A 22,672-nucleotide genomic window follows, 5' to 3' on the forward strand; every position below is an offset into this window, starting at 1 on the left:
AGTTGCTTATTAATGCGTCATTTTAAGAGCTTAGTCAAAAAAAATCAGTCTTTTATACCCGAGTATTTCACTGACTTTATTCGCTTGAAAAAGTTCACTTATATCCGATAACGTAACTCTGTGACATCTTCTACAGTTCGTATAGATAATACTCCTCATGGTGAATCATCTGAGGAAATAACCAAACTACCCTTTACCCTTGGGGATGTAAAAGCAGCAATTCCAGCAGAATGTTTTCAGCCTCAAGTTTGGAAATCTCTGCTTTTCTTCTTTAGAGACATCGCGATTATTGCTGGGCTTTATGCTCTAGCTCATTACTTAGACTCATGGTTATTCTTTCCGATTTTCTGGGTAATGCAAGGAACGATGTTCTGGGCTTTATTTGTAGTTGGACATGATTGCGGACATCAATCATTTTCTCGCCACAAATGGTTGAATGATTTGGTAGGACATTTATCTCATACACCGATACTGGTTCCCTATCATGGATGGCGTATAAGTCACCGAACTCACCATAAAAATACTGGTAGTTTGGAAAATGATGAAAGTTGGTATCCTATATCGGAAAGAGCTTACAACCAAATGGATATAGTTGAAAAAGTCGGCAGACACTACCTGTTTTTACTGGCTTATCCGGTATATTTATTTAAACGCTCTCCAGGTAAAACAGGTTCTCACTTTTCACCCAAAAGCCCCTTATTTAAACCTTCGGAGAAATGGGACGTAATTACCAGTACCGTACTTTGGACTGCAATGGTTGGTTTACTGGCTTTCCTTACCTATGAATGGGGTTTCATGTGGTTGATCAAATACTATGCTGCACCATACATTGTATTTGTAATTTGGCTGGATTTGGTGACATTTTTACATCACACCGAGCCTGGTATTCCTTGGTATCGCGAAGGAGAATGGACTTTTCTTAAAGGGGCGCTTTCTAGCGTGGATCGCGATTATGGTTTTATCAATCATATTCACCACGATATCGGCACTCATGTTGCTCACCACATCTTCTTGAATATTCCTCATTACAACTTGAAGAAAGCAACTGAAGCGATTAAGCCATTGTTGGGCGAATATTATCATAAAACTGACGAATCGATTTTGACTTCCCTTTGGAACTCTTTCAGAAAATGCCACTTTGTTCCAGATGAAGGGAAACGGGTTTATTACACCTCTTACATGAAATAGTTTGTAAGATTAGTTGGTTCCCAGTCTCTGGCTGGTAATCCCTGTAGTGAGGCATGTGTTCCCAGGCGGAGCCTAGGAACAAGAATTAGAATTAAAAAACCCGGTTTTTCCAAAAAACCGGGTTTTTTAATATTGGCAATTCGATAAATTAGGAAACTTGGGGTGTCACCGCATTGATTTGAGGAGGATTACCCATTTTCTTTAACCAACCATAGTTAGCAGCAAGTGCCCCTTTAAAAGTTGGATATACATTGTATTGCACGTTGTACTCTTCACAAACTTCTGCCAATATCGGAGCAATGTTTGGATAATGTATATGACAAACGTGGGGAAACAAATGATGTACCACTTGATAATTAAGTCCGCCGAGATACCAGTTTAAAAACTTATTTTCCGGAGCAAAATCAACTGTCGTCTTAACTTGAACAATCGCCCATTCATCATCTACCGTATTCTCCGGTAAATTAGGTTCGATAAACTCCGCCGGTTCAAGTACGTGAGCCAGCATAAAAACATTACAAATTATCACACCGTAAACCATATTTACGATAGATAATCCAATAATTACTTCTATGGGACTGTATCCTAAAGCTAATGGAATACCGACATAAAGTCCCAACCAAACTAATTTTGCACCTATCAAAGTCGATAGTTCTAAGAAAGTTGGTTTTGGAATATTATGCTCGTGGTATTTACGTTTAAATAAAATTAAATTAACATCAGCAATAGACCAATAAAATGGAATAAATGCATAGGCTATATTAATTAATAAATGCTGAAATCGATGATAAGCTTTATGCTCTCTAGCAGGAGACATTCTTACTAAACCATCTCCATCAATTTCTACATCATGGTCTAATATATTAGTATAAGTATGATGCAAAAAATTGTGGCGAAATTTCCACAAATAGCTGGAAAGACCTATGATAAAATCATAAGTTAAACCAAAAGTTGTATTAACCCATTTTTTACTAGAATAACCGCCGTGGTTGGCATCATGCCCTACACTAAAGCCAACACCAGCAAAACCCATACCCAACATAATACAGCCAAGGATTTTTATCCAAATTATTGGAGGAGAAAAAAGAATTAATATCCAGGAAAAAAATACCCATCCTAAGATAGTCGCACTTTTTAAGTACATGGGGGCATTATCTCTAGGAGTCAAATTTTTAGACTTGAAATAAGCATCAACTCGTTTATTTAATTCTTTTCTGAAGCCGATATTTTTGGCAAAAGTTACTCTCGCAGTTTGCGTTTGTGTCATGAAGTACGTTTCAGGGTTAATTGAACATGAACAGCAAATTTCATGATTGCAGTACATCGTAACGGGCAATGATGCCAGCATCACAAGACTGTTGGTTTATTTGAAAAATTGCCTAAGCACATCTTACACTCTGAACTCACAAAGTCCTAAAAATTCAGCTTTTTTAACCAATCATTAAACTAAATCGATTTGCTTTCTTTAGCTATAGCTTACGGATTAAAATTAAAGAAACTTTTAAGGGCTTTAGCATACATTTTCCTTACTGATTATCTTTTTTGAAAAGAATCTCAAAACCTGCCGTTTCCTTGAACAATATGTTTGAGAGTAGTCAAGCTTTCCAAACCAATTAATCCCCTGCGATGTCCTTTTTGATTAGACATTCCCAAAAATACAGCATCTCCCCATAATGGATTGCGGCTAAAACGTGGGGAAGCATTGATGTACGTAGAAGCGCTGTTTACACCAAGAGCAAACTGCCTGCTTTCTTGATAAGATTCCGTCACAATACAGTCAGCATGTCCGCTGCTGTGTCGATTAATCCAAGAAATTGCCGTATCCAAATTATCTACAAGTTTGAACGCAACCGTTTTAGTAAAATAAGGTGTTCCCCATTCCCTATCTTGCACCGGATGTAATTGAGGAAAAGATTCCCTTAACTCTTCATCTCCTTTAAGAACAAAACCTTTTTCCTGCAAACTTTTTAATAAAGTGCCCAACGAAGAGGATAAAGTTTGCCGATTAATTAATACCTTTTCAATAGCATTTACCGGATCGGGAGAACTAGCATGGCTCTCAATAATCATCCAGCGTACCATATCCACCAGGCTACCATTCGGCGACCAATATAAATAACAATTACCCATCGCCGATTTCAAAACTGGTGCAGTAGATTGACGTACTACTCGCTGAATTAAACTAGTGCGCCCGTAAGGAATCACTAAATTTAAATAATGCTCTTGAGTAACTAACTCTTGCATTGAAGTACCATGCTCTGCCGTTACTAATTCTATAGAGCCTACGGGTAATCCAGATTCAGTAACAGCAACCTGCAACACTTGTGCAATAGCCGCATTAGAATGACTTGCCTCCGTGCTTCCTTTGAGGATAATGCTGTTGCCACTTTTGATACATAAACCTGCTGCAATGGCTCCTAATTCCGGAAATGCTTCATAAATAAATGCTATTACCCCCAGAGGTGTTGATTGGGAGTAACTTTGTTCTTCACCTAACTGGTAATCAGCAGTTCTCATTCGCCGCAGTGGATCTGATAATTCCTCCAACCGTTGCAAAATTTTCACCGTCGAATCCAAACGTTCCGGAGTTAATTTTAGCCAATCCAATACTAAGTCTGGTACCGCCATTTCTCGACAAGCTTCCAGATCCAAAGTATTTGCTTCTAAAATATCGTCAAACGAGCGTTCCAAAGCCTCAGCCATCGCCATCAAAGCGCGGCTACGTTGCGCTCCTTTAGTAATGCCTAGTTTTAGAGCAGCACCATGTGCGCGCTTCGCGGTCGCAATAGGTTGGGGGTTTTCAGCAAAAGCATCCACAGTAATAATCAGCGCCTTAACGTCTGTAGGTAAGCCAAACCATAAGTGCTGGCAAAATAGCCAAAAGCACGGCTACAAGTGCCCAAGCAATAATGCCAGAACCACTCGCTAAACGCAATGCTAAAGGTAACCATATAATCACTAGCACGAAAATAATACCTAGCGCTACTGGTAAATAACTTTCTCCCAGACGCGGATGAACAACTTTCCATCCAGAACCCGTCCAGCGCCAAGCTCGTTTGTAGGGATAAGTAGTGGAAAGCTGCTCCAAAACGCGAGAATTTTCCTCTACCACGAATATCTGCTGACAGCGATCGCAGCCGAATGCTTCTGTCAGAGTAATCGGAATTAAGCGTCCTCGACGGCGACAAGGACACGGATACTCGTTGTTAAAATCAATTTTATCTGGCTTTTGTGGTTGCACTATACGGCTCTTTTCGACTTGAGCAAGTTTACTAATAGCAATTTTTTCTATATTCCCTTTAACTTATACTTCGGAGGAAACTGTTTGAAACAGCAATTCTCTCCTTATAAATAATTTAAAAGTATAAGCAGTTTATCCACTAAAATTTCTTTATATCATTAACCCTCGTTTGCGTTACTCTTTCTATATACATATTTTTTTATCAACTAAAAATAATTGTTGATAATTGCGGTTTATAAGCTTTACTCCGTGAAGGTCTTCAAGCTTTTCTTTTACCATCATCCAGTGTAGTGCATCCTACTAAAAACAGAACGTTTATTTTAAATATCCTTCTTATACATCAAAATTTTCCCATTTTTTTTCCAAAAAATAAAAGATGCAAGAAAATTAATTTCTCGCATCTTTTAAATTATTACATCTTCTAAGCGGGTGACGCGATTCGAACGCGCGACATTCACCTTGGCAAGGTGACGCTCTACCACTGAGCTACACCCGCGTTTTATTGCTAAATATCAATATCTCATACGAGTTTGAAATTGTCAACCCCCTTTTTGAAAAAGATGGGAATAGGGCATGGGGCATAGGGGATGGGGAGAGGGAGAGACAAGGGGAAGATGGTTACTCCTTTCCCGGTAGAAGATTACCGTTTGGGATTGAGGGAGAGAGTGAAGGAGAAGTTTTAATCGGAAATCTAAGAGCGGTTAGGGGGAGTATTAATTTCTAACTCTTTCAATTACCAATTCCCCATGCCCAATGCCCAATCTTACGTTTTTTCTTCCGACTCTGCGGGTAAATTGTTTAAACTGGCACTTTTAAGAGAACCAGTTAAAGCGGTGGAATTAGAAGCATATTGTTGTTGATTAACATTAGGACGCAATTGACGCATCAAGCTAGCCATTTCTAAAGCGTTCATTGCATAATCCCAACCATGATTGCTTTTAATTCCCGCTCTTTCCAAAGCTTGCTGCATGGTTTCGGTTGTTAAAACACCAAATATCACTGGTACACCAGTCTGAAAAGCAGCTGCGGAAATTCCTTTGGCGACTTCTGCCGATACATAATCAAAATGGGGAGTTTGACCTTTAATTACTGCACCCAAACAAATTATTGCATCGTATTTACCAGAAAGCGCTAATTGTCTGGCTACTAACGGCACTTCAAAACTTCCAGGCACCCAGACATAATCAACTTGAGAGCCGTGGGGATTAGTATCGACACCGTGGCGCTTGAGACAGTCTTGACAACCTTCCACCAACTTGGTGGTAACTAAATCATTAAATCTACCAATTACTAATGCAAAACGTAAGGGTTCCGTTTGAGCAAAAGTTCCCTCGAAAACAGCCATAATTACCTCTTTATATAAGTTTGAATCAGCTATCAGTTACCAGTTACCAGTTAACTATCAACAGTGAACAGTATTTACCTAAAGGATAGGTTTGTCAGTTAACAGTAAACAGTAGTTTAAAGTAATAAGAACGGGTCTGTATTTCTTACGTATAATAAAAGCTCCGCGAGTTTTCGCATTGCTAACAACTTTCATAATATAAATGAATAAGGTAAAACTTAATACACTATTTTCTTAATGACTCGTAATTGTTAAATGATAATTGGTAACTGAAAAAGAGCAGAAGACTACCCACTTTACAAGCGGTATTCCTCTGCCCCTATGCTTAAAAATCGACGTATTGTTAAATCGGTGGCTTAAACTACGAAAAAGTTTAAAACTCCGACTATTACAACTAAAGCGAACCAAGCTCCGGAGCCAATCCAAAGGAATTTCTTAGATTCAACCCAGGTTTGAGGAGTTGCATAAGCAACGGGAACGCCAACTACCATGACGAAAGATAAAGCGACTAAAGCTAATAAAGCAACTTGGAATATGATGGTCATTTTTCTTTTCTCTTAGACAAATGGTTCTTAAAATCTATATTCTCTACAACTAATGTACAGTATTGGTGTTAGATTCCAGACACTCTAACAGTTTAGATTTTTTGCGCTACTCGCTGCAAGCAGATGAAAATTTTTGATATTTATAGTACTTACGCAAACTCTATTTGTCATTGTAAGCCAAACGTCTCCCTCCGGGAGATAGCGAGTGAGGAAGTAAGGGAGAGATTTTGAAGGAAATCTGAGAGGATGATAGGAGTAATACTTTTAATTTTCCCCCGGTAGGGCGCTCCTAACAGAGACGCTTGGTTAACAGCATGTAATATCGATCGGCAAAATGCTGTAAATCTATTGGAAGAATTATTTTGTAACAAACACTGGTGAATTGAGAATTATTCAACTATATTGTTTAAACTCTAATTTTATTGTCTTAAATGAAAAGTTATCGGCAATTACGAAATAAACAATATTTTGCGTTCTTAAAAAGGTTCCTTTATTTCGGTGCATCTATTACACTATGCTTTTTACTTAGTACTTTTTCCTTTTCACCAACTCAAGCTCAAGTTTCTAATCCGACTCCTACTGTAACTCCTGCTACTACTTCAATAAATAAATCAGCTTTAGTAGAACTTGGAGGAGAAGAACTTTTTAAAATACGTGCTGGAGTCGGAGCATTCTCTGCTGAAGAACGTGCTGAAGCGGTAAAGAATCGTATTCTGAAGCTAGCGGAAAACCCAACAAATGCGGTAGAAAAAATTAGAATAGATGACAAATTGCTAACTACTAATTTAACTTTTGAAAATCGCGTCATCTTAACTATAACAGATGCAGATGCTCGTGCTGCTGACCAATCTCGACAAGAATTAGCTAGAAACTACCGAGAGAAAATACAAAAAGCAATAACTCAATACCGCATCCAACGCAGCCCAGATTATATTCGTCAAGGAATATTTAACAGTCTTATAGCAACGGCTCTTCTTGTAGGAACACTAATTTTATTTGCTGTAGTGTTTCCCTGGTTTTATCGGAATGTAGGTAATTTACAAAATAGCAGACTGCCAACAATCAGAATTCAAAATTTTGAACTTTTAGCAGCTACCAGAATTTCTCAAATTCTAATTTCTCTACTCAAATTACTCAGAGTTTTATTAACCTTGGGCGCATTAGTAATATACGTACCCTTGGTAATGAGTTTCTTTCCTTGGACGAGACAAATTAGTTTGCGGGTATTAAGATATTTTTTACAAGCAGCAGAACATTCTTGGGAAGGATTTCTCAGCTACTTACCGAATCTTTTTGCTCTTGGCATTATTCTTTTAATTACTTATTATTTAATTAAGTTCACCAGACACTTATTTACTTCTATAGGTAACGGGAATCTCAATATCCAAGGTTTTTACCCAGAATGGGCTGAACCTACTTTTAAATTATCGGCATTTTTAATTATAATCCTGGCTGCAGTAATTGCTTTTCCTTATCTGCCAGGATTTGGTTCTCCAGCATTTCAAGGAATATCGCTGTTTTTAGGTTTGCTGTTATCTTTGGGTTCTAGCGTTGTAGTAGCCAATGTTGTTGCAGGAATTATTTTAATCTACACTCGCGCTTTTCAAATTGGAGACAGAATAAAAATTGGTGATGCAATTGGTGACGTAGTAGAAAAAACTTTATTTGTTACCCGCATTCGCACTGTAAAAAACGTGATGATTACTCTTCCTAATACCAGTGTTTTTACAAATCAAATAATTAATTATACTGCTGCCGAATTGGACCCCAATCAAGCTCCTTTGATTTTACATACTACGGTAACTTTGGGTTATGACGTACCTTGGCGTAAAGTACATCAGGTATTGGTTGATGCAGCAAAATCAACAACAAATCTTCTTTGCGAACCAGAGCCTTTTGTATTGCAAACCAGTTTAGATGACTTTTATGTTAGTTACGAATTGAATGCTTTTACTCACAATCCAAGTATTATGGCTCGCATTTATTCTGAACTGTATCAAAATATTCAGGATAAATGCAACGAAGCAGAAATTGAAATTCTTTCACCACATTATTCAGCCGTGCGAGACGGTAGTCAAATTACAATTCCAGAAGACTATCTTCCTAAGAATTATACGACACCCGGTTGGGGAATTTTTCCTCAAGGAACGATTCTAGATTTATTGAATAATAAAGCTCATAATTCAAGCCAAAATCAAACTAAAGAAAGTAAAGAGTAGAATACACTTTTACCTCACCCCGCCCGACTGGCACCCCTCTCCGCTATTTAGGAGAGGGAAAGATAACTGGGTTATTTGCCAATCTTCATACATTCAATATTCCGATACTCGTTACCGCACCCGTAAAGATATTAGTTTTATCTAATACGTCATAAATTATAATTTTTGCATAATTTTTACAGTGTATCCCTAGATATAAACAACAGACAAAAATTCAAATGAATTAAGTCTATTCAGTTGTTTATACAAAGTAAATATTATGTCTAACCAAATTAAAACGCTGCTAAAGTATTACTTTCACTTGGATTACTATTTGGAACCGCACTACCTTTGTAGAGTGCAAATGCTACAACCAAAAAATACTCAGTAACGGCATGGATCGAGATTACTGGATGCGATGATGGTATTGCAGATAATACTTTGGAAGTTTACGGTACTGCTCGAATTAATGGACAACCAAAATGGAATATCCAACGAGGGCGAGCAGTTAAAAAAGAATGTGGTAACACAATTCAAATTCTGAATAACTATGTTACTAACGATTCTAATTTTCTCTTGAATTTAGATTTGATGGATCGAGATAGTGGCAGTCGTGATGACAGAGTTGGCAGATTTTCTATTTCCAGCAAAATTTACAACACAAGACGTACATATCGATGGCGCAGTGGAGAAGGTGAAGCAAGCAAGCTCAATATCATTGTGAAGCCCCTTTCCCAAACTAAGAAGGAAATTCGTATCAGCGATGGAAACGAAAAGATTATCAAGAAAAATGGAGATTTTTGGGTAAATGGTCAATTTCTTGGTAATGGAGAATGGATTACTCCTACACGTTATGTTGTATTTGTGAAGCAGTGGGGTAACAGATGGTGGGTTGGAGAATTATCACGTCAAGGTATGCTCTCAACCACTGTTCTCTCCCAACGGGAAACCCTCTCCGTGAAGCCATCTCATCTCGAACGCTACGTATCTGAGTAGTAATTGAACAGCAAATTAGGAATCTGATTGCACGGTAGTTAAAGTCTCTCTCCGGATACAGCTACCGTGTACACAAAAGTAGTTAAAACCATCGCCAGCCAGGGACTGCAAGTCCCTGTGTAATAGCAGAAGTCCTATAAATAGGACTAACTATGATGTTTTATTTTGTCCATAATTTTTCAGTCGTCTTTAGACGACTTTAGCTATTAGACGGGGACTTATAGTCCCCGGCAGAGTTGTGTGTACACCGTAGCCATATCCGGAGATAGATTTAAAGAGATGTTTTAAATTACTCATGCAAAATATCGGGTTTTACAACTTCAGATGGAAGGGATAAATATGTAAATGTAATACACTCGACCAAGACATGCTGTATTACTAAATTACACATCTTTTTCATGAAAGGCATAAGCGGAAAAAACGTTCTGGTTACGGGTGCAACTTCTGGAATAGGTCAGTCAATTGCGGTCAGATTTGCTCAAGAAGGCGCGAATGTGGCAATTAACTATCGAAAAAGCCCTGAGGATGCCGAAGATACCGAAAAATTGATTTATAAAGCCTGTACCGATGCCCGTTGCGGTTGCGATGGTAAAGAAATACTGGTACAAGCAGATGTATCAAAAGAATCTGATATTTTAGAAATGTTTGCCGAAGTTAAAAAGGAGTTTGGCGGACTTGATATTTTAATTAATAATGCAGGAATTCAAATAGCTGGTGAAGCACATAAAATTGAATTTGAAGAATTTGAAAAAGTAATTGACGTTAATTTAAAGGGTGCTTACTTATGCGCTCGCGAAGCAATTAAAATGTTTCTTGATGGAGGTAAAGGTGGAAGCATTATTAATGTTTCTAGCGTTCACCAAATTATTCCCAGACCTCAATATATAAGTTATTCAGTTAGTAAGGGTGGGATGCAAAATCTTACCCGTACTTTAGCTTTAGAATATGCTAGAAGAGGGATTCGAGTCAATGCGATCGCGCCCGGTGCCACTATCACCCCCATTAACGATGCTTGGACGGACGATCCAGACAAGAAGGCTAATGTAGAAAGTCATATACCAATGGGTAGAGCGGGTACTTCCGAAGAAATGGCTGCCGTCACAACTTTTCTATGTTCCGATGAAGCAGCTTACATCACCGGACAAACGCTATATATTGACGGTGGATTAACGCTTTATCCCGACTTTCTCGAACCTTGGTCTGGACAAGGTTAGGGAGATAAGGTAGAAGGGGAAGAGGGAGAAGAAAATGATTGTCGAGTCCCAATCTAAAATCAGATAACTTCTAATTATTAACCTCTAACCTCTAACCTTTGACCTCCAATATTTTATTTTTAACTAATTATATGATTCTTAAAAAATCAATTTGGCTGAATGCAGCTTTAAGCTGTTTTATAACTTGTGCTTTACCTATTTTTACGCCCAATCGTGCTGTAAGTGCGGAAAGGTTGAAGCTTTCTTTTGGAATAGTTGAAAGGTCGATTTCGGTTGATTCTTTAGAAAATTATGCCAAAACTGGTCAAGTAAATGATGAGTTAGCTACATATTTTAAATACGTTCCAAAAGAAAATAGAGGAGAATTAAGAGAAGCATTGCTTGCTCCCATTCCTTTAAATTCTGTTGAAGTTTCTCAATTTTTATATTCGCCTATCGGAGAGAAACTTTTAGAAACTCTTTCGCAAATAGTTCAAAGCGAATTCCGCAATCGCGGACAAACCAATCGCAATAAATTTCGTCGCGGCAGTGGATTTTATGGAACTCGTTCGGCGTTAATTTTAGCGGCAAGGAAAAAAAATAATTTTAATATTATCAATATATTACGTAAATTCCCTTCTCAAACTATCTCAATCGATTTATTCCGTAGTTTAGAAATTGGATTACGAGCTAGAAATATTGTTAATCGAACTCAAAAAGCAGTTGCATTAATTAATGAGAAGTCTTTAAATAAAGCCAATAATCAAACTGTATCAAATAGTACTACCTCAAATGCATTACGAAAAGGAAATTTTACTTACCAAAAAGATAGCGTTACCCTGACGGATGTACGTCGTATCCGCAGTTTTCCCTTAGATATCTATTTACCCAGAACAAACAAACCCAGTCCAATAATTGTAATTTCTCATGGATTAGGTTCCGACCGCAGCAGTTTTGCTTATTTAGCTGAATACCTAGCTTCTAGGGGTTTTGTAGTAGCAGTACCAGAACATCCCGGCAGTAATGCTCAACAGCTACAAGCATTATTAGGAGGAATTGCGGGTGAAGTAACTGAACCTAGGGAATTTGTTGACCGACCTTTAGACGTAAAATACGTATTGGATCACCTCGAACGTTTATCCAATTCTGATGCTGCATATAAGGGACGTTTGAATATGGAACAAGTTGGGGTAATTGGGCAATCTTTTGGTGGCTATACGGCTTTAGCATTAGCAGGTGCTGAAATCAATTTCCCACGGTTACAAGAGAATTGTCCGGTTGATGAAAACACTTTAAATGTGTCGCTATTGCTGCAATGTCAAGCATTAAATTTGCCAAAAATTGATTATAAGTTGTCAGATCCAAGAATTAAAGCAGCAGTGGCGATTAATCCAGTTGTTAGCAGCGTTTACGGCAAAGAAAACTTCAGCAAAATTAATATTCCAGTAATGATTGTAGCAGGAACCGCCGATACCGTTGCCCCTGCATATCCGGAACAAATTATACCTTTTACTTGGTTAACAAATCCAAATAAATATTTAGTATTAATGAACGGTGGTACTCACTTTTCAGCAATTGCAGAGTCACCTAATTCTTCAATTCCCGTACCCTCGCAAGTAATTGGTCCTTCTCCTAATTTAGCTCGCGATTATACAAATTATTTAGCTTTAGCAATGTTCAAAACTTATGTCACAAATAATTCAGCTTTTCGCAGCTATTTAAATGCTAATTACATTAATTCTCTCGGTCAAGGTGATTTATTTTTACGAGTAGTTAACGAACTCAGTAGTGATAATTTAAGGTAATTCAATAAAGGTGAGCAAAGAGGAGTAATTAAGGTTTTAATTATGAAATAAATTTGACTATTTTTATTTATACTTTTATTATGTCAACGTTTTGGTGCGTTAGATAATGTAGAAAAACTTTTCATATTAATAGATAAATTTTCGTGCATCTAACACAACTTAAAAAAATATCGAACCAATTACCAATTACTAATTAACAATTACCAATTATCTAATTAGTAAACTGCACCACTTTCTGTTCCAAAACCTGAATAAAACCGACAGCAATTTGAATTAGCGGCCAAGCTATTAAACAAATGAAACCAGCTTTGCGTGTGGTAATATTTAAGGCTTGAGTGACTGCTATAATTACAGCTAAAAGACTCCATAATGCTAAAATTAACTCTATGGGTCTTCCTAATAAAGGAATTAAAGTGAGAAAATTTAATACTTGAGGTGCATAGGCAAAACCAATGGGACTTAATAGATTTCTCAGTTTAACTGGTGTTGATTTTATCCATTCCCCTATCTTCCAAATGGTTAAAGTCCAAATATAATAACCAATAATTATCGAAAGTACATCAATTAAAAGCGCTAATAACAGTAAATATATTGAAGCTCGGTTAATTAATAATATAAATAGACTTCCGAAAGCATGAGAAACACCTGCCAAAATCACAATCGTTAAAGCTAATTGATTATTGAAAGGTGTATTGCAAGCGTCATCGTAAAGCTGTTCATTTAAAAGTAAAGCATTTTTTATTGTATATAACAATTGCCATTTAGATCTATTTTGAGTTGGATTCATTTGATTCCACTAGACGCTACCAGAAATTTGAATATAATCGAGTATTGATGAATATGCAATATTCAGTAGAAATATACTTGTTTATTATAGAAAATGTTGAAAATTATCCAAAATATTTGGGAATGGCTGCGGGGAGAAACTTTAAAATTATTAATTTTTGCAGGTATATTATTAATTATTTGGGGAATTATTGCTCCCGTCGGTACTTTATCTTGGTGGTTAAGTACTGGTACTCAAGCTTTAGGATTAGATATAAATCCCACTCCTGATTTAATTAAAAATAATCATTTAGCTAAACCCGGAAATAAAAATTGTTACATCATCTTTCTACCCGGTGTCGGGGATTTCTCTGCTAATGAATTAACTCAAGGAGAAGAAGTTTTTCTCAACCAATTAGCAACGCTGCATCCCCAATGTGCAATTGTAGACGATGTATTTCCCTACTCAGCAGCAAATAAAAGTTTGGGGGGACAGCGTTTTTTAGCTCCTGTATGGCGTTTTGCTTCTAAGGAACATGGCTGGTTGAAGAATGCAGATGTCTTAATTAAAATTCGTAACTTATGGCGTTTTGCTATTTCTGCCGATAATCGTTACGGTTCCGTTTATAACTTGGGAATTGCCAAAGCGATCGCCGAACGTATGAACGCTGCATCTTCGATAAATACAGCATCTACACAACCTATCAAAATAATTCTTATCGGTACCAGCGGCGGAGCGCAAGTATCTTTAGGAGCAGTAGAATATTTATACAAGTGGTTAAATACACGGTTAATAGTCGTTTCAGTAGGTGGCAGTTTCGACGGTGAAACTGGTTTTAATCAAGTTGAAAAAGTATATCACCTGCGCGGTAGTCGAGATTGGGTTGAAGATGTTACCAAAATTATATTTGCAGACAGATGGTCTTGGATGGTAAATTCTCCTTTTATTCAAGCAGTAAGGCAGAAACGCTATCAAATAGTAGAAACTGGCTCCCATACTCATGATGGTAAATATGGGTATTTTAGTACTGGGAAAATAGATAATACTCAAACAACTTATGTAGGCTTACTGTTAGAAAAAGTTGATTGGTTGCCCATTTGGGATGATTAAGATTGGTTCTGAATTACGTAATTTACTCATCGCAAGCAGTAGCTAGATGTTCTGCCTTCACCTTTATATGCGGCTCATCGGAAAGCGCTAAAATTCCGAGATTGCTTCTCTACAGTGCGTTTCGCTCGCAATGACAACTTTGCTTTACATAAGTCCTAATTGGGGTTAATAGAGCTGCAATAACCAACAGTTTAATTTCTCAGATTGTTTATAAATAAGGAAATAGAAAACAAAAATTATTGCAATGACAGTAAATCAATTACTCACAATCCCCAATTCCCCATTCTCAATTACCAATTACCCAAAACTATCGCAATCATTGCAATACCAATCATAATTACCAACATGACTTTACCACCAGGGACGAGAGATTGATTCAATTCCTTGTATTTATCTCTTTGCTTCCAAGCAATAGTAGCAGGAATTATACCTCCCAAAATTGAAACGCTGAAGGTGCCAGCATAATCCAAAGCTGTGTAAAAAATATTGGGGTTAATAGCAGAAAAACCCATTGGCGGAAATAAAATCAATGAAATTAACGGTAAACTAACTGTCGGAGTATCCGAAAACAAATTCATGTCTTTGAATAAATCCCGCAAACCGTAGAAAAAACCAATAAAAGACGTTGCGATCGCAAACTCGGAGAATATGGTAACTAAAATCCCCAACCATTGCCCCGCATCACCAGCACGCAATACCTGTAAAGGATCGAAAACGCTGCTGTTTCCAGAAATATTTTCTAACATCGTCGGAGTTACGCTTCCCAAAATCACCGCATTCCACAGCAAAAACATCGTTAACGGAATAGCAGAGCCCACAACGATGGATTGACGAACTTTATCAGCATCCCCTTCCAACTGAGTCGCAACCACCGGCACAATATTATGAAAAAACAGCGCTACTAACATTACCGATAACGCCGGAGGAAGCGCAGCCCAATCTTGAGACAACAAAGAATTTGGATTAACTTGCGTAGCACCTAACAATAGCAATCCAATAAACGAAGCGATAACGATTGCTACAAACAAGCTATTTAATCTTTCAATAAATCTGTCTCTACCCAGATATAAAACACCGCCAAATATTAAAGCAAATCCCGTACTTCCCATCCATGCAGGTAACGCCGGTAAATCCCATATTCTTTCCACCGCAGAGATTAATATTTCCCCACCTTGAGAAACATAAGCTATCAACAAAGCATAATGTAGAAACAGGTAAGCAGCACCCGCAGCTTTAGCTTCGACTCCACCCAGCGTACTTTCAACCATTGCCAGCAAACCATTACTAGCACGTCCGTTGTAACGCATACCGTTTAAAGTCACCTCTGCAATCAGCAAAGCCGAAATTACAGCGTACAGCCAAACACCTATCAATAAAGCTGTAGAAGGCAAAACACCAGAAGGTAAAGTCACCGCAGGTAAAGCCAAAATTCCCGCACCTACCGTAGTTCCAGCAATCAGCGCCGTACTCCCAAAAACGCTACCCGGTTTGCGAACAAACTTATTTCCATCAAAGGAAACATTAGAAAACAACCGAGTAGTTTCCGGAACGTTCAACTTGTCAATTGTCTTCATAAAAAGAAATATAAAGTTATGTTAACTATTTTAGCAAAATGTTGATGACTGCTTCAGGTTGAAATTACCCCACCCCCATCACCTCTCCTTGTCAACCTCACCCCTATCCCCTCTTTTTATTGAGGAGAGGGGTATTTGATATTAAATTAATGCACCAATTGTTAAATAATTCTAATTAACGAAAAATCAACTCTTGTTTCAACAATAAATAATGTTGGGTTACGGTGCGAATTAAACTTATAATTATCATCTAAATTGACTCATCGCACCTAACCCAAACTACAGATTATTCCTAATTACCCATTACCCATTACCAATTAATATATGTACGGAGCAAATCCAAACGAAAAACATCCGATGGAAGGATTTCCACAAATATGTTTTATCAAGAATACAGTCAAAAATCCGAATATAATTATTGGCGATTATACTTATTACGATGACTTAGAAGATTCCGAGAATTTTGAGCGTAACGTTCTTTATCATTTCCCTTTTATTGGCGATAAATTAATTATTGGTAAATTTTGCGCTTTAGCAACAGGTGTAAAGTTTATTATGAATGGTGCAAATCATAAAATATCGGGTTTTTCTACCTATCCATTTCAAATATTTGGTAATGGTTGGGAAAAAGTCACGCCGCAACCAGATGAACTACCAAATAAAGGTGATACTGTCGTTGGTAACGATGTTTGGATTGGTTATGAAGCTTTGATTATGCCAGGAGTACAAATTGGTGATGGTGCAATTATTGCTTCAAAATCCGTTGTTACCAAGGACGTTGCGGCATATACGGTTGTAGGTGGAAATCCAGCCAAATTTATAAAAAAACGCTTTGCTGATGATGTTATTGATAAGTTATTAAAAATTGCTTGGTGGAATTGGGATATTGAGAAAATTACCCGTAATTTAGAGAAAATTGTCGGTGATGATATTGAAGCTTTGAAAAATTGTATTTAAGAGAATTTGTAGGGTGTGTTACGGCTTCAAGAATGTATCGTAAAATATTGTAAGTTAGATGTTGCCGTAACGCACCATTTATGTAAAAAATGAGTGATTAATTGAATAAATATCCTGTTTTAACCATAAATAAATGTTGGGAAGGGGCGCGAATAAAACTTAAAATCATCAACTAAATTTACTCATACCATCTAACCCAAGCTACAAACTTCTGCTTCGATCCCCTCACATTCTAAAAGCTTTTGTAAATAAAAAATCTCAATTTTTGTACCATTAACAATAGGCTTAGGGAAAAGCTTTAAAATATTGGATGCTTCTGTAATTGAAATTTCCAGAGCGTCACGCAATACTTTTACAGCTTTCACTTTGTTTAACTCAGGTTGTTTAATAAAAAGCTGATATTCGCCTTCTTCAGCCAATATTAACTGTCTAATATCATCAGGAGGAAAACCAATATCATCAGATTCTATCATTGAACTACAGAAGGGACATATATATGAAATGCTCCATCTAAGACGTTGATTCATAACTGTTTGTTGAACGCTGATATTTATTTTTTTCTTGCACTCATCGCAATAATCTTCAGTTTTAACCATAAATTATGTTGGGAAGGGGGCGCGAATTTCACTTATAATTCTCAACTAAATTGAATCGTCGCACCTAACCCAACCTACAAATTAATCTACTTGAAATATTTTCATCATAATTGATTGGTGCGTGACGCTAAATATAACATATAACTACGTTCAAATTTGTTTTATAGCGTCACAGCACCCTACAAAAAAATATTACCAATTACCCATTACCCATTACCAATTACCAATTAATTAAACCTTCAAACCGTCATTAATCAATCCAGGTATAACATCTTTTTTATTTTTAGAAATCTCTAGAAAAGAACATTTTTCTAAAGGCGAATCAAATAAATGCAGGTCGAATTCATCAGATAAATCTTCAAATACTTTAATACCTCTGACGCTATTACCTCTGTTATCAATTAACGGAGAAAAAACTGCAATACCAGCCTTATCTGGAATTACACCAATTATTCCTCCCGACACTCCACTTTTTGCCGGAATTCCCACCCGATAAGCCCATTCACCAGCATAGTTATACATGCCACAAGTATGCATAACGCTTAAAATATCTCTGACATAACAGGATTTTACTGCTTGTTTATTCGTTATAGGATTAATGCCTCGATTTGCTAAAGTTGCAGCCATCACTGCTAAATCGTGACAGTTAACAACTAAAGAACATTGTTGAAAATATAGGTCTAAAATTTCATCAATATTATTTTCAATTATGCCAAAATTAAGCAGTAAATTTGCTAAAGCGCGGTTGCGGTGCCCGGTAGCTCGTTCGGACATAAATACAGGAGCATCAATAAATACATCATGTCCGATATAGCGACGGAACATTGCTAATAATCGATTCAGCTTTTCCGTACCATTAGCACCTTGAATTAAACCAGCAGTGGCAATTGCTCCAGCATTAACCATCGGATTATCTGGGCGTTTAGAATTTTCATCCAAGCGAATCACAGAATTGAAGGGGTCCCCCGTAGGTTCTACCCCGATTTTTTCTAACAGTGTTTCGCGATCGCAGTCTTCTAATGCCATGCCGTAAACAAAAACTTTAGATATAGACTGAATCGTAAAATGCTCTCGGATGTCTCCAACTTCAAAAATCTCCCCTTCCTTAGTGACAATGGAGATTGCAAACCAATTGGGATTGGCTTTTGTTAACTCGGGAATATAGCTAGCCAAAGAACCATTATCAAAATCGCGATATTTTTCATAGAGATGCTTGATGAATTCTGGCAAGTCAGACATTTTGTATTCTATTTCTTTGATTACACTGATTTTAACTTGACATAAAACAAACTCATAAACTTAAAATCAATCGTTATGCTTCCCTCTCCTTAATAAGGAGAGGGATTGAGGGTGAGGTTTCATATTTAACAATTAAGCCAAGTAAGCAATCCCGTTTTTACATTACTTAACTTATATATATAAAAATTATTTTTTGGATAGCTATGTCGAAAATAGATTTTATATATATATAAACAAGTGCAAAATGTCCATTGTAGAAAATAGGGCAAAGTATTAATATACAACCCAACATTAACTACTTCCTTTTTAGGGAGAGTATAAAAGATGCTTGAAAGTATAAAAAAAATTGACAATCCTTTACTTAGAAGTACTGCATATGCAAGCATGGGTTTTGCAATTTCAACAATTGTAGCTGGTGCAGTTATCGGTTTAATCAATCCCAGAGACAAAGATGCAAATAAATTTGGTATTTTTTCCTCAGTTTTTGGTGTTGCTGGTGGTGCTGCTTTAGGTTTTGTGACAGCAGGAAAAGATACATCTGAGGAAGTTGAAAATAAACCAGTTCAAACGATAGCTAAAGTTACAGATGAAAGTTGGAAAGATTGGCGTAATTTTGTAGTATTCAAAAAAGTAAAAGAGAGCGATGGAATTACTTCTTTTTATCTTAAACCCCAGGATGAAGCGAAAATTCCCAGCTTTAAACCAGGTCAATTTTTAACTATTAAATTAGATATTCCAGGACAGGATAAACCTGTAATTCGTACTTACTCACTTTCCGATTATAGTCCAACAAATCAATATTATCGACTTTCAATTAAGCGCGAACCTGCTCCTAAAAATTTGGATGTTCCTCCAGGTATCGCTTCTAATTTTATGCATGATTGTATCGAAGAAGGTGCGATAATTCCGGCGAAGCCACCTAATGGAAGATTTTATCTCGATCCAGAGAAATCAACACCAGCAGTACTTATTAGTAATGGTGTGGGGATAACTCCCATGTATTGTATGGCAAAAGCTTGTGCCTTTGAAAATCCTCAGCGTGAAGTTTACTTTGTACATGGTGCAAGAAACGGTGATTTTCATGCTTTTCAACAAGAAGTAATGGGTTTAGGCAAACAAAATCCCAACTTTAAAGTACATTATCGCTACAGCCGTCCTCAAGATGGAGATGAAGAAAATTTTCACAGTGTTGGTTACGTTGACATCAATTTAATTAAAGAATTAGCACATGAAAACGCAGAATTTTATTTATGTGGTTCCCCAGCATTTATGAATTCTTTGCGGGAAGGATTAAAAGAATGGGGAGTTCCCGAAAATCGGGTTTTCTTTGAATCTTTTAGTAAAGCTCCGAAAAAATCCTCTTCAGATTCTACTAATATTGCTAATGGTGTGGAAACAGCCGAAATTGAATTTGCCCAATCCGGTAAAACCCTAACTTGGAATCAAGGAGACGGCACAATTTTAGAATTTGCAGAAGCTAACGGAATTAATCCTTCTTTTAGCTGTCGTGTAGGTGTATGTTTAACCTGTAGTTGTCAAATTAAAGAAGGTGAAGTTGCATATCAGGAAGAGCCTAACGGTACCCCCGATGACGGTGAAGTTTTGATTTGTATTTCTGTGCCGAAGACAGAAAAGGTTGTACTTGATATTTAATTGTTACTGTGGTTGTGTGAGACGGGGCGCACTGCGCTCCGTCTCTACAATAATTGTGGTTGCAAATCTAAAATCTAAAATTTAAATGACTAATAATTCAAACAAAATTACTAATTTATTTAAACGTCTACCAGCTTCTTTATTCTTATGGATAGCGGTAATTATTTTTGGTGCTGCTAATGCGATTACTAAAAGATTGACAGAAATTGGTGCAGATAATTTGATGGATGGTAGAAATCCAATTTCTTTTTGTAATGTCTTATTTGTCGGTAATGTTTGTGCTGCGTTGGTATTGTTTTTGATTTATGGCAGACAATTACATTCTAGTTACTGGAAACACCTAACTAAAAAAGACTGGTGGAGTTTATTTGGTGTTTCAATCTTATCTGGAGCTTTAGCACCTGCCTTAATTTTTGAAGCTCTTGCTCGCACTCAAGCCACTAATGTAGTTTTAATTAGTAGACTGGAACCCCCTTTAGTACTAGCATTATCTTTTTTTATATTAGGAGAGAGAGTTAATCTTTTACAGGTAATAGGAGCAGTAGTTTCTTTTATCGGAATTTGTACAATCGTAATTCTCCAAACATTTTTGGAAAATATGATGACGGCAGAGGGATTTTTAGCTATTGGATTGGGAGAACTTTTAACGGCAGTAGGTGCTGTAAGTTTAGCAATTGCCACAATTCTAAGTAAAAAGAGTTTGGATAATATTTCACCGGGATTTTATAGTTTATTTCGCACCGTTTTAGGAGGAATAGTCTTCTTTTTCGCGGCTATTGTATTATATGGACCAAATCATTTTACCAATGTTTTGTCACCATTTTTATGGCAGTGGATGTTGCTTTATGGTGCGGTAATTGTTGCTTTAGGGCAATCATTTTGGTTTATCGGCTTGGAAGGTTCTCCATCTTCTAAAATATCTTTAGCTGGCTCTTTTATTCCCATTTCCGGAATAGTTGCAGCATATTTCGTGTTAGGAGAAGTTCCTAGTATTGCTCAATACGTCGGCGGTGGTATTGTAATTGTTGGTATTATTATCAGTCAAATTGGTATTCGTAAAGACAATAAGCGTCTTGCAAATCGCGAACAATCTGCGAAGCAAATGGATAATGAAGTCGGTTTTAAAGGAATTTAATATCTTACTTGAGACAAATTTTAAGGTGTGTGACGGCTATGATTAATTATTAAAATCAATTAAATCAATAGATATTTTCGTCACGCACCACAGAATTAATTCCTCGATAATTCTTGTAATTGAGAATTAACAGCATTAATGTAACTATCATCATTAATTGTTTGAGCAGATAATCTACCAGTATCGACTCCAAGCTTAACTAAATCTTTTCCGCTGACTTCACCAAATCTAATCGCCGTCAATAAAGAATTATAGCCAGAAACACCTTGCGGTTTAAATTCTCCTCGATAAGCAAAGGAAACTAAGTTAAAGGGAGTGATATTTTTTTGAACCTGGTTTTGAGTCACATTCAAATTAGCAGCAGTTTTATTAGCTAAAGCAGGTGGTGTAGCAGAAGTTGCGATTAAAATTGTTCCAACAGCAGCAAGTAATAAACGTTCCATAATTTCGCTCCAATATTTTCTAGATTTGTGTAATTCGGTTTGTTTTCCTTGATTTCTATAATGCTGCACCTACCTGAGACAGCAATAAATGCTAAATGAGAAGTCAATAAGAGGTTTATGAGAAATATGAGTAACTCTTTTCTACCGCAGCGGATTTGTGTAATAGGTACCAGCGGAGTGGGTAAAACAACTTTGGCTCGTCAAGTTGCTCAAAAACTAAATATTTCCCATTTCGAGTTAGATTCTCTCTTCTGGGAACCAAATTGGGTAATAGTACCTGCGGATATCTTCCGTCATCGCGTCGAAGAATCTTTGATGGGTAATAATTGGATTGTTGACGGTAATTACAGTAAAGTACGCGATATAGTTTGGGGAAAAGCTGACACTCTTGTTTGGCTGGATTATTCTTTTCCCCTGGTGATGAGTCGGATTATATGGCGAACTTTTCATCGGGTAGTCACCAAGCAGCAAGTCTGCAATGGTAATTATGAAACTTGGAAAACAACTTTTTCAAAAGAATCTATTATTTTGTGGAGTTTGCAAACCTACCGCAGACGAAAAAGAGAATATCCGCTTTTAATTGAGCAGCCGGAATATTCGCATCTTAATATAGTGAGATTGACTTCTCCCCAAGCTGCGGAAGATTGGTTATCAGCTTTGTAAAACCTCACCCTCGCTTTACCTGCGG

20 protein-coding genes and 1 tRNA gene are annotated in these 22,672 nt (G+C 37.0%); 10 read left to right on the top strand and 11 right to left on the bottom strand.

Annotated elements, in window-relative coordinates:
• The first annotated feature begins 120 nt into the window (after nucleotides 1-120).
• Nucleotides 121-1,188, top strand: coding sequence for a DUF3474 domain-containing protein (locus RIV7116_RS21305; RefSeq protein WP_015120383.1), 1,068 nt, complete (start codon nucleotides 121-123; stop codon nucleotides 1,186-1,188).
• Between the two features lie 148 nt (nucleotides 1,189-1,336).
• Here RIV7116_RS21305 and RIV7116_RS21310 read toward each other — a convergent pair whose 3' ends face one another.
• From RIV7116_RS21310 to psbZ, 6 genes are all read right to left on the bottom strand, one after another.
• Nucleotides 1,337-2,455 (bottom strand): acyl-CoA desaturase, encoded by a 1,119-nt coding sequence (locus RIV7116_RS21310; protein ID WP_015120384.1) that lies wholly within the window; start codon nucleotides 2,453-2,455, stop codon nucleotides 1,337-1,339.
• A 287-nt stretch (nucleotides 2,456-2,742) separates the two neighbouring features.
• The gene (locus tag RIV7116_RS21315; RefSeq protein ID WP_044291105.1) at nucleotides 2,743-4,011 is read right to left on the bottom strand and encodes a glutamate-5-semialdehyde dehydrogenase; all 1,269 of its coding nucleotides are present in this window, start codon (nucleotides 4,009-4,011) and stop codon (nucleotides 2,743-2,745) included.
• A 10-nt stretch (nucleotides 4,012-4,021) separates the two neighbouring features.
• Nucleotides 4,022-4,429 (bottom strand): hypothetical protein, encoded by a 408-nt coding sequence (locus RIV7116_RS21320; protein ID WP_015120386.1) that lies wholly within the window; start codon nucleotides 4,427-4,429, stop codon nucleotides 4,022-4,024.
• Nucleotides 4,430-4,853: 424 nt separating this feature from the next.
• Nucleotides 4,854-4,925: transfer RNA gene (locus RIV7116_RS21325), tRNA-Gly, on the bottom strand.
• A 267-nt stretch (nucleotides 4,926-5,192) separates the two neighbouring features.
• Complete coding sequence (ribH, locus tag RIV7116_RS21335; protein WP_015120387.1) at nucleotides 5,193-5,774, bottom strand: 6,7-dimethyl-8-ribityllumazine synthase; 582 nt, start codon at nucleotides 5,772-5,774, stop codon at nucleotides 5,193-5,195.
• Between the two features lie 356 nt (nucleotides 5,775-6,130).
• Nucleotides 6,131-6,319, bottom strand: coding sequence for a photosystem II reaction center protein PsbZ (gene psbZ / locus RIV7116_RS21340; protein WP_015120388.1), 189 nt, complete (start codon nucleotides 6,317-6,319; stop codon nucleotides 6,131-6,133).
• A gap of 431 nt (nucleotides 6,320-6,750) precedes the next feature.
• On the opposite strand from psbZ, the gene RIV7116_RS21345 reads away from it, so the two are divergent.
• From RIV7116_RS21345 to RIV7116_RS21360, 4 genes are all read left to right on the top strand, one after another.
• A complete protein-coding gene (locus RIV7116_RS21345) occupies nucleotides 6,751-8,538 on the top strand; it encodes a mechanosensitive ion channel family protein (protein ID WP_015120389.1) in 1,788 nt (595 codons plus the stop codon).
• A gap of 420 nt (nucleotides 8,539-8,958) precedes the next feature.
• Nucleotides 8,959-9,513 (top strand): hypothetical protein, encoded by a 555-nt coding sequence (locus RIV7116_RS21350; RefSeq protein ID WP_015120390.1) that lies wholly within the window; start codon nucleotides 8,959-8,961, stop codon nucleotides 9,511-9,513.
• A gap of 398 nt (nucleotides 9,514-9,911) precedes the next feature.
• Entirely contained in the window at nucleotides 9,912-10,727 is an 816-nt protein-coding gene (locus RIV7116_RS21355; RefSeq protein ID WP_015120391.1) for a glucose 1-dehydrogenase, read from the top strand.
• 131 nt (nucleotides 10,728-10,858) lie between these two features.
• Complete coding sequence (locus tag RIV7116_RS21360) at nucleotides 10,859-12,511, top strand: alpha/beta hydrolase (protein WP_015120392.1); 1,653 nt, start codon at nucleotides 10,859-10,861, stop codon at nucleotides 12,509-12,511.
• Nucleotides 12,512-12,722: 211 nt separating this feature from the next.
• Here RIV7116_RS21360 and RIV7116_RS21365 read toward each other — a convergent pair whose 3' ends face one another.
• A complete protein-coding gene (locus RIV7116_RS21365) occupies nucleotides 12,723-13,298 on the bottom strand; it encodes a hypothetical protein (protein WP_015120393.1) in 576 nt (191 codons plus the stop codon).
• 93 nt (nucleotides 13,299-13,391) lie between these two features.
• On the opposite strand from RIV7116_RS21365, the gene RIV7116_RS21370 reads away from it, so the two are divergent.
• Nucleotides 13,392-14,387, top strand: coding sequence for a hypothetical protein (locus tag RIV7116_RS21370; RefSeq protein ID WP_015120394.1), 996 nt, complete (start codon nucleotides 13,392-13,394; stop codon nucleotides 14,385-14,387).
• A gap of 290 nt (nucleotides 14,388-14,677) precedes the next feature.
• Here RIV7116_RS21370 and RIV7116_RS21375 read toward each other — a convergent pair whose 3' ends face one another.
• On the bottom strand, nucleotides 14,678-15,961 hold the full coding sequence (locus tag RIV7116_RS21375) for an amino acid permease (RefSeq protein WP_015120395.1): 1,284 nt from the start codon (nucleotides 15,959-15,961) through the stop codon (nucleotides 14,678-14,680).
• Between the two features lie 324 nt (nucleotides 15,962-16,285).
• On the opposite strand from RIV7116_RS21375, the gene RIV7116_RS21380 reads away from it, so the two are divergent.
• Nucleotides 16,286-16,918 carry a Vat family streptogramin A O-acetyltransferase gene (locus RIV7116_RS21380; protein ID WP_015120396.1) on the top strand — a complete coding sequence of 211 codons (633 nt, stop codon included), beginning with the start codon at nucleotides 16,286-16,288 and terminating at the stop codon, nucleotides 16,916-16,918.
• A gap of 191 nt (nucleotides 16,919-17,109) precedes the next feature.
• Here RIV7116_RS21380 and RIV7116_RS21385 read toward each other — a convergent pair whose 3' ends face one another.
• Entirely contained in the window at nucleotides 17,110-17,514 is a 405-nt protein-coding gene (locus tag RIV7116_RS21385; protein ID WP_015120397.1) for a hypothetical protein, read from the bottom strand.
• Between the two features lie 231 nt (nucleotides 17,515-17,745).
• The gene (gene glsA, locus RIV7116_RS21390) at nucleotides 17,746-18,753 is read right to left on the bottom strand and encodes a glutaminase A (RefSeq protein ID WP_015120398.1); all 1,008 of its coding nucleotides are present in this window, start codon (nucleotides 18,751-18,753) and stop codon (nucleotides 17,746-17,748) included.
• Nucleotides 18,754-19,077: 324 nt separating this feature from the next.
• On the opposite strand from glsA, the gene RIV7116_RS21395 reads away from it, so the two are divergent.
• Together RIV7116_RS21395 and RIV7116_RS21400 are read left to right on the top strand one after the other, a co-directional pair.
• Nucleotides 19,078-20,406 carry a 2Fe-2S iron-sulfur cluster-binding protein gene (locus RIV7116_RS21395; protein WP_015120399.1) on the top strand — a complete coding sequence of 443 codons (1,329 nt, stop codon included), beginning with the start codon at nucleotides 19,078-19,080 and terminating at the stop codon, nucleotides 20,404-20,406.
• 85 nt (nucleotides 20,407-20,491) lie between these two features.
• Nucleotides 20,492-21,541, top strand: a complete 1,050-nt coding sequence (locus RIV7116_RS21400) for a DMT family transporter (protein WP_015120400.1) — start codon at nucleotides 20,492-20,494, stop codon at nucleotides 21,539-21,541.
• Nucleotides 21,542-21,636: 95 nt separating this feature from the next.
• Here the strand turns inward: RIV7116_RS21400 and RIV7116_RS21405 are convergent, their stop codons facing one another.
• On the bottom strand, nucleotides 21,637-21,984 hold the full coding sequence (locus RIV7116_RS21405) for a hypothetical protein (RefSeq protein ID WP_015120401.1): 348 nt from the start codon (nucleotides 21,982-21,984) through the stop codon (nucleotides 21,637-21,639).
• 126 nt (nucleotides 21,985-22,110) lie between these two features.
• On the opposite strand from RIV7116_RS21405, the gene RIV7116_RS21410 reads away from it, so the two are divergent.
• Nucleotides 22,111-22,647 (top strand): AAA family ATPase, encoded by a 537-nt coding sequence (locus RIV7116_RS21410; RefSeq protein WP_015120402.1) that lies wholly within the window; start codon nucleotides 22,111-22,113, stop codon nucleotides 22,645-22,647.
• Nucleotides 22,648-22,672: the final 25 nt, after the last annotated feature.

Origin of the sequence: Rivularia sp. PCC 7116 (genome assembly GCF_000316665.1) — a bacterium.
Lineage (GTDB): Bacteria > Cyanobacteriota > Cyanobacteriia > Cyanobacteriales > Nostocaceae > Rivularia.

Excerpts from the sequence above, each read along its gene's own strand:
- RIV7116_RS21310 (WP_015120384.1), bottom strand. The coding sequence starts at position 2,455 with ATGACACAAACGCAAACTGCGAGAGTAACTTTTGCCAAAAATATCGGC.
- ribH (WP_015120387.1), bottom strand. The coding sequence starts at position 5,774 with ATGGCTGTTTTCGAGGGAACTTTTGCTCAAACGGAACCCTTACGTTTT.
- psbZ (WP_015120388.1), bottom strand. The coding sequence starts at position 6,319 with ATGACCATCATATTCCAAGTTGCTTTATTAGCTTTAGTCGCTTTATCT.
- RIV7116_RS21345 (WP_015120389.1), top strand. The coding sequence starts at position 6,751 with ATGAAAAGTTATCGGCAATTACGAAATAAACAATATTTTGCGTTCTTA.
- RIV7116_RS21355 (WP_015120391.1), top strand. The coding sequence starts at position 9,912 with ATGAAAGGCATAAGCGGAAAAAACGTTCTGGTTACGGGTGCAACTTCT.
- RIV7116_RS21360 (WP_015120392.1), top strand. The coding sequence starts at position 10,859 with ATGATTCTTAAAAAATCAATTTGGCTGAATGCAGCTTTAAGCTGTTTT.
- RIV7116_RS21365 (WP_015120393.1), bottom strand. The coding sequence starts at position 13,298 with ATGAATCCAACTCAAAATAGATCTAAATGGCAATTGTTATATACAATA.
- RIV7116_RS21370 (WP_015120394.1), top strand. The coding sequence starts at position 13,392 with ATGTTGAAAATTATCCAAAATATTTGGGAATGGCTGCGGGGAGAAACT.
- RIV7116_RS21375 (WP_015120395.1), bottom strand. The coding sequence starts at position 15,961 with ATGAAGACAATTGACAAGTTGAACGTTCCGGAAACTACTCGGTTGTTT.
- RIV7116_RS21380 (WP_015120396.1), top strand. The coding sequence starts at position 16,286 with ATGTACGGAGCAAATCCAAACGAAAAACATCCGATGGAAGGATTTCCA.
- RIV7116_RS21385 (WP_015120397.1), bottom strand. The coding sequence starts at position 17,514 with ATGGTTAAAACTGAAGATTATTGCGATGAGTGCAAGAAAAAAATAAAT.
- glsA (WP_015120398.1), bottom strand. The coding sequence starts at position 18,753 with ATGTCTGACTTGCCAGAATTCATCAAGCATCTCTATGAAAAATATCGC.
- RIV7116_RS21395 (WP_015120399.1), top strand. The coding sequence starts at position 19,078 with ATGCTTGAAAGTATAAAAAAAATTGACAATCCTTTACTTAGAAGTACT.
- RIV7116_RS21400 (WP_015120400.1), top strand. The coding sequence starts at position 20,492 with ATGACTAATAATTCAAACAAAATTACTAATTTATTTAAACGTCTACCA.
- RIV7116_RS21405 (WP_015120401.1), bottom strand. The coding sequence starts at position 21,984 with ATGGAACGTTTATTACTTGCTGCTGTTGGAACAATTTTAATCGCAACT.
- RIV7116_RS21410 (WP_015120402.1), top strand. The coding sequence starts at position 22,111 with ATGAGTAACTCTTTTCTACCGCAGCGGATTTGTGTAATAGGTACCAGC.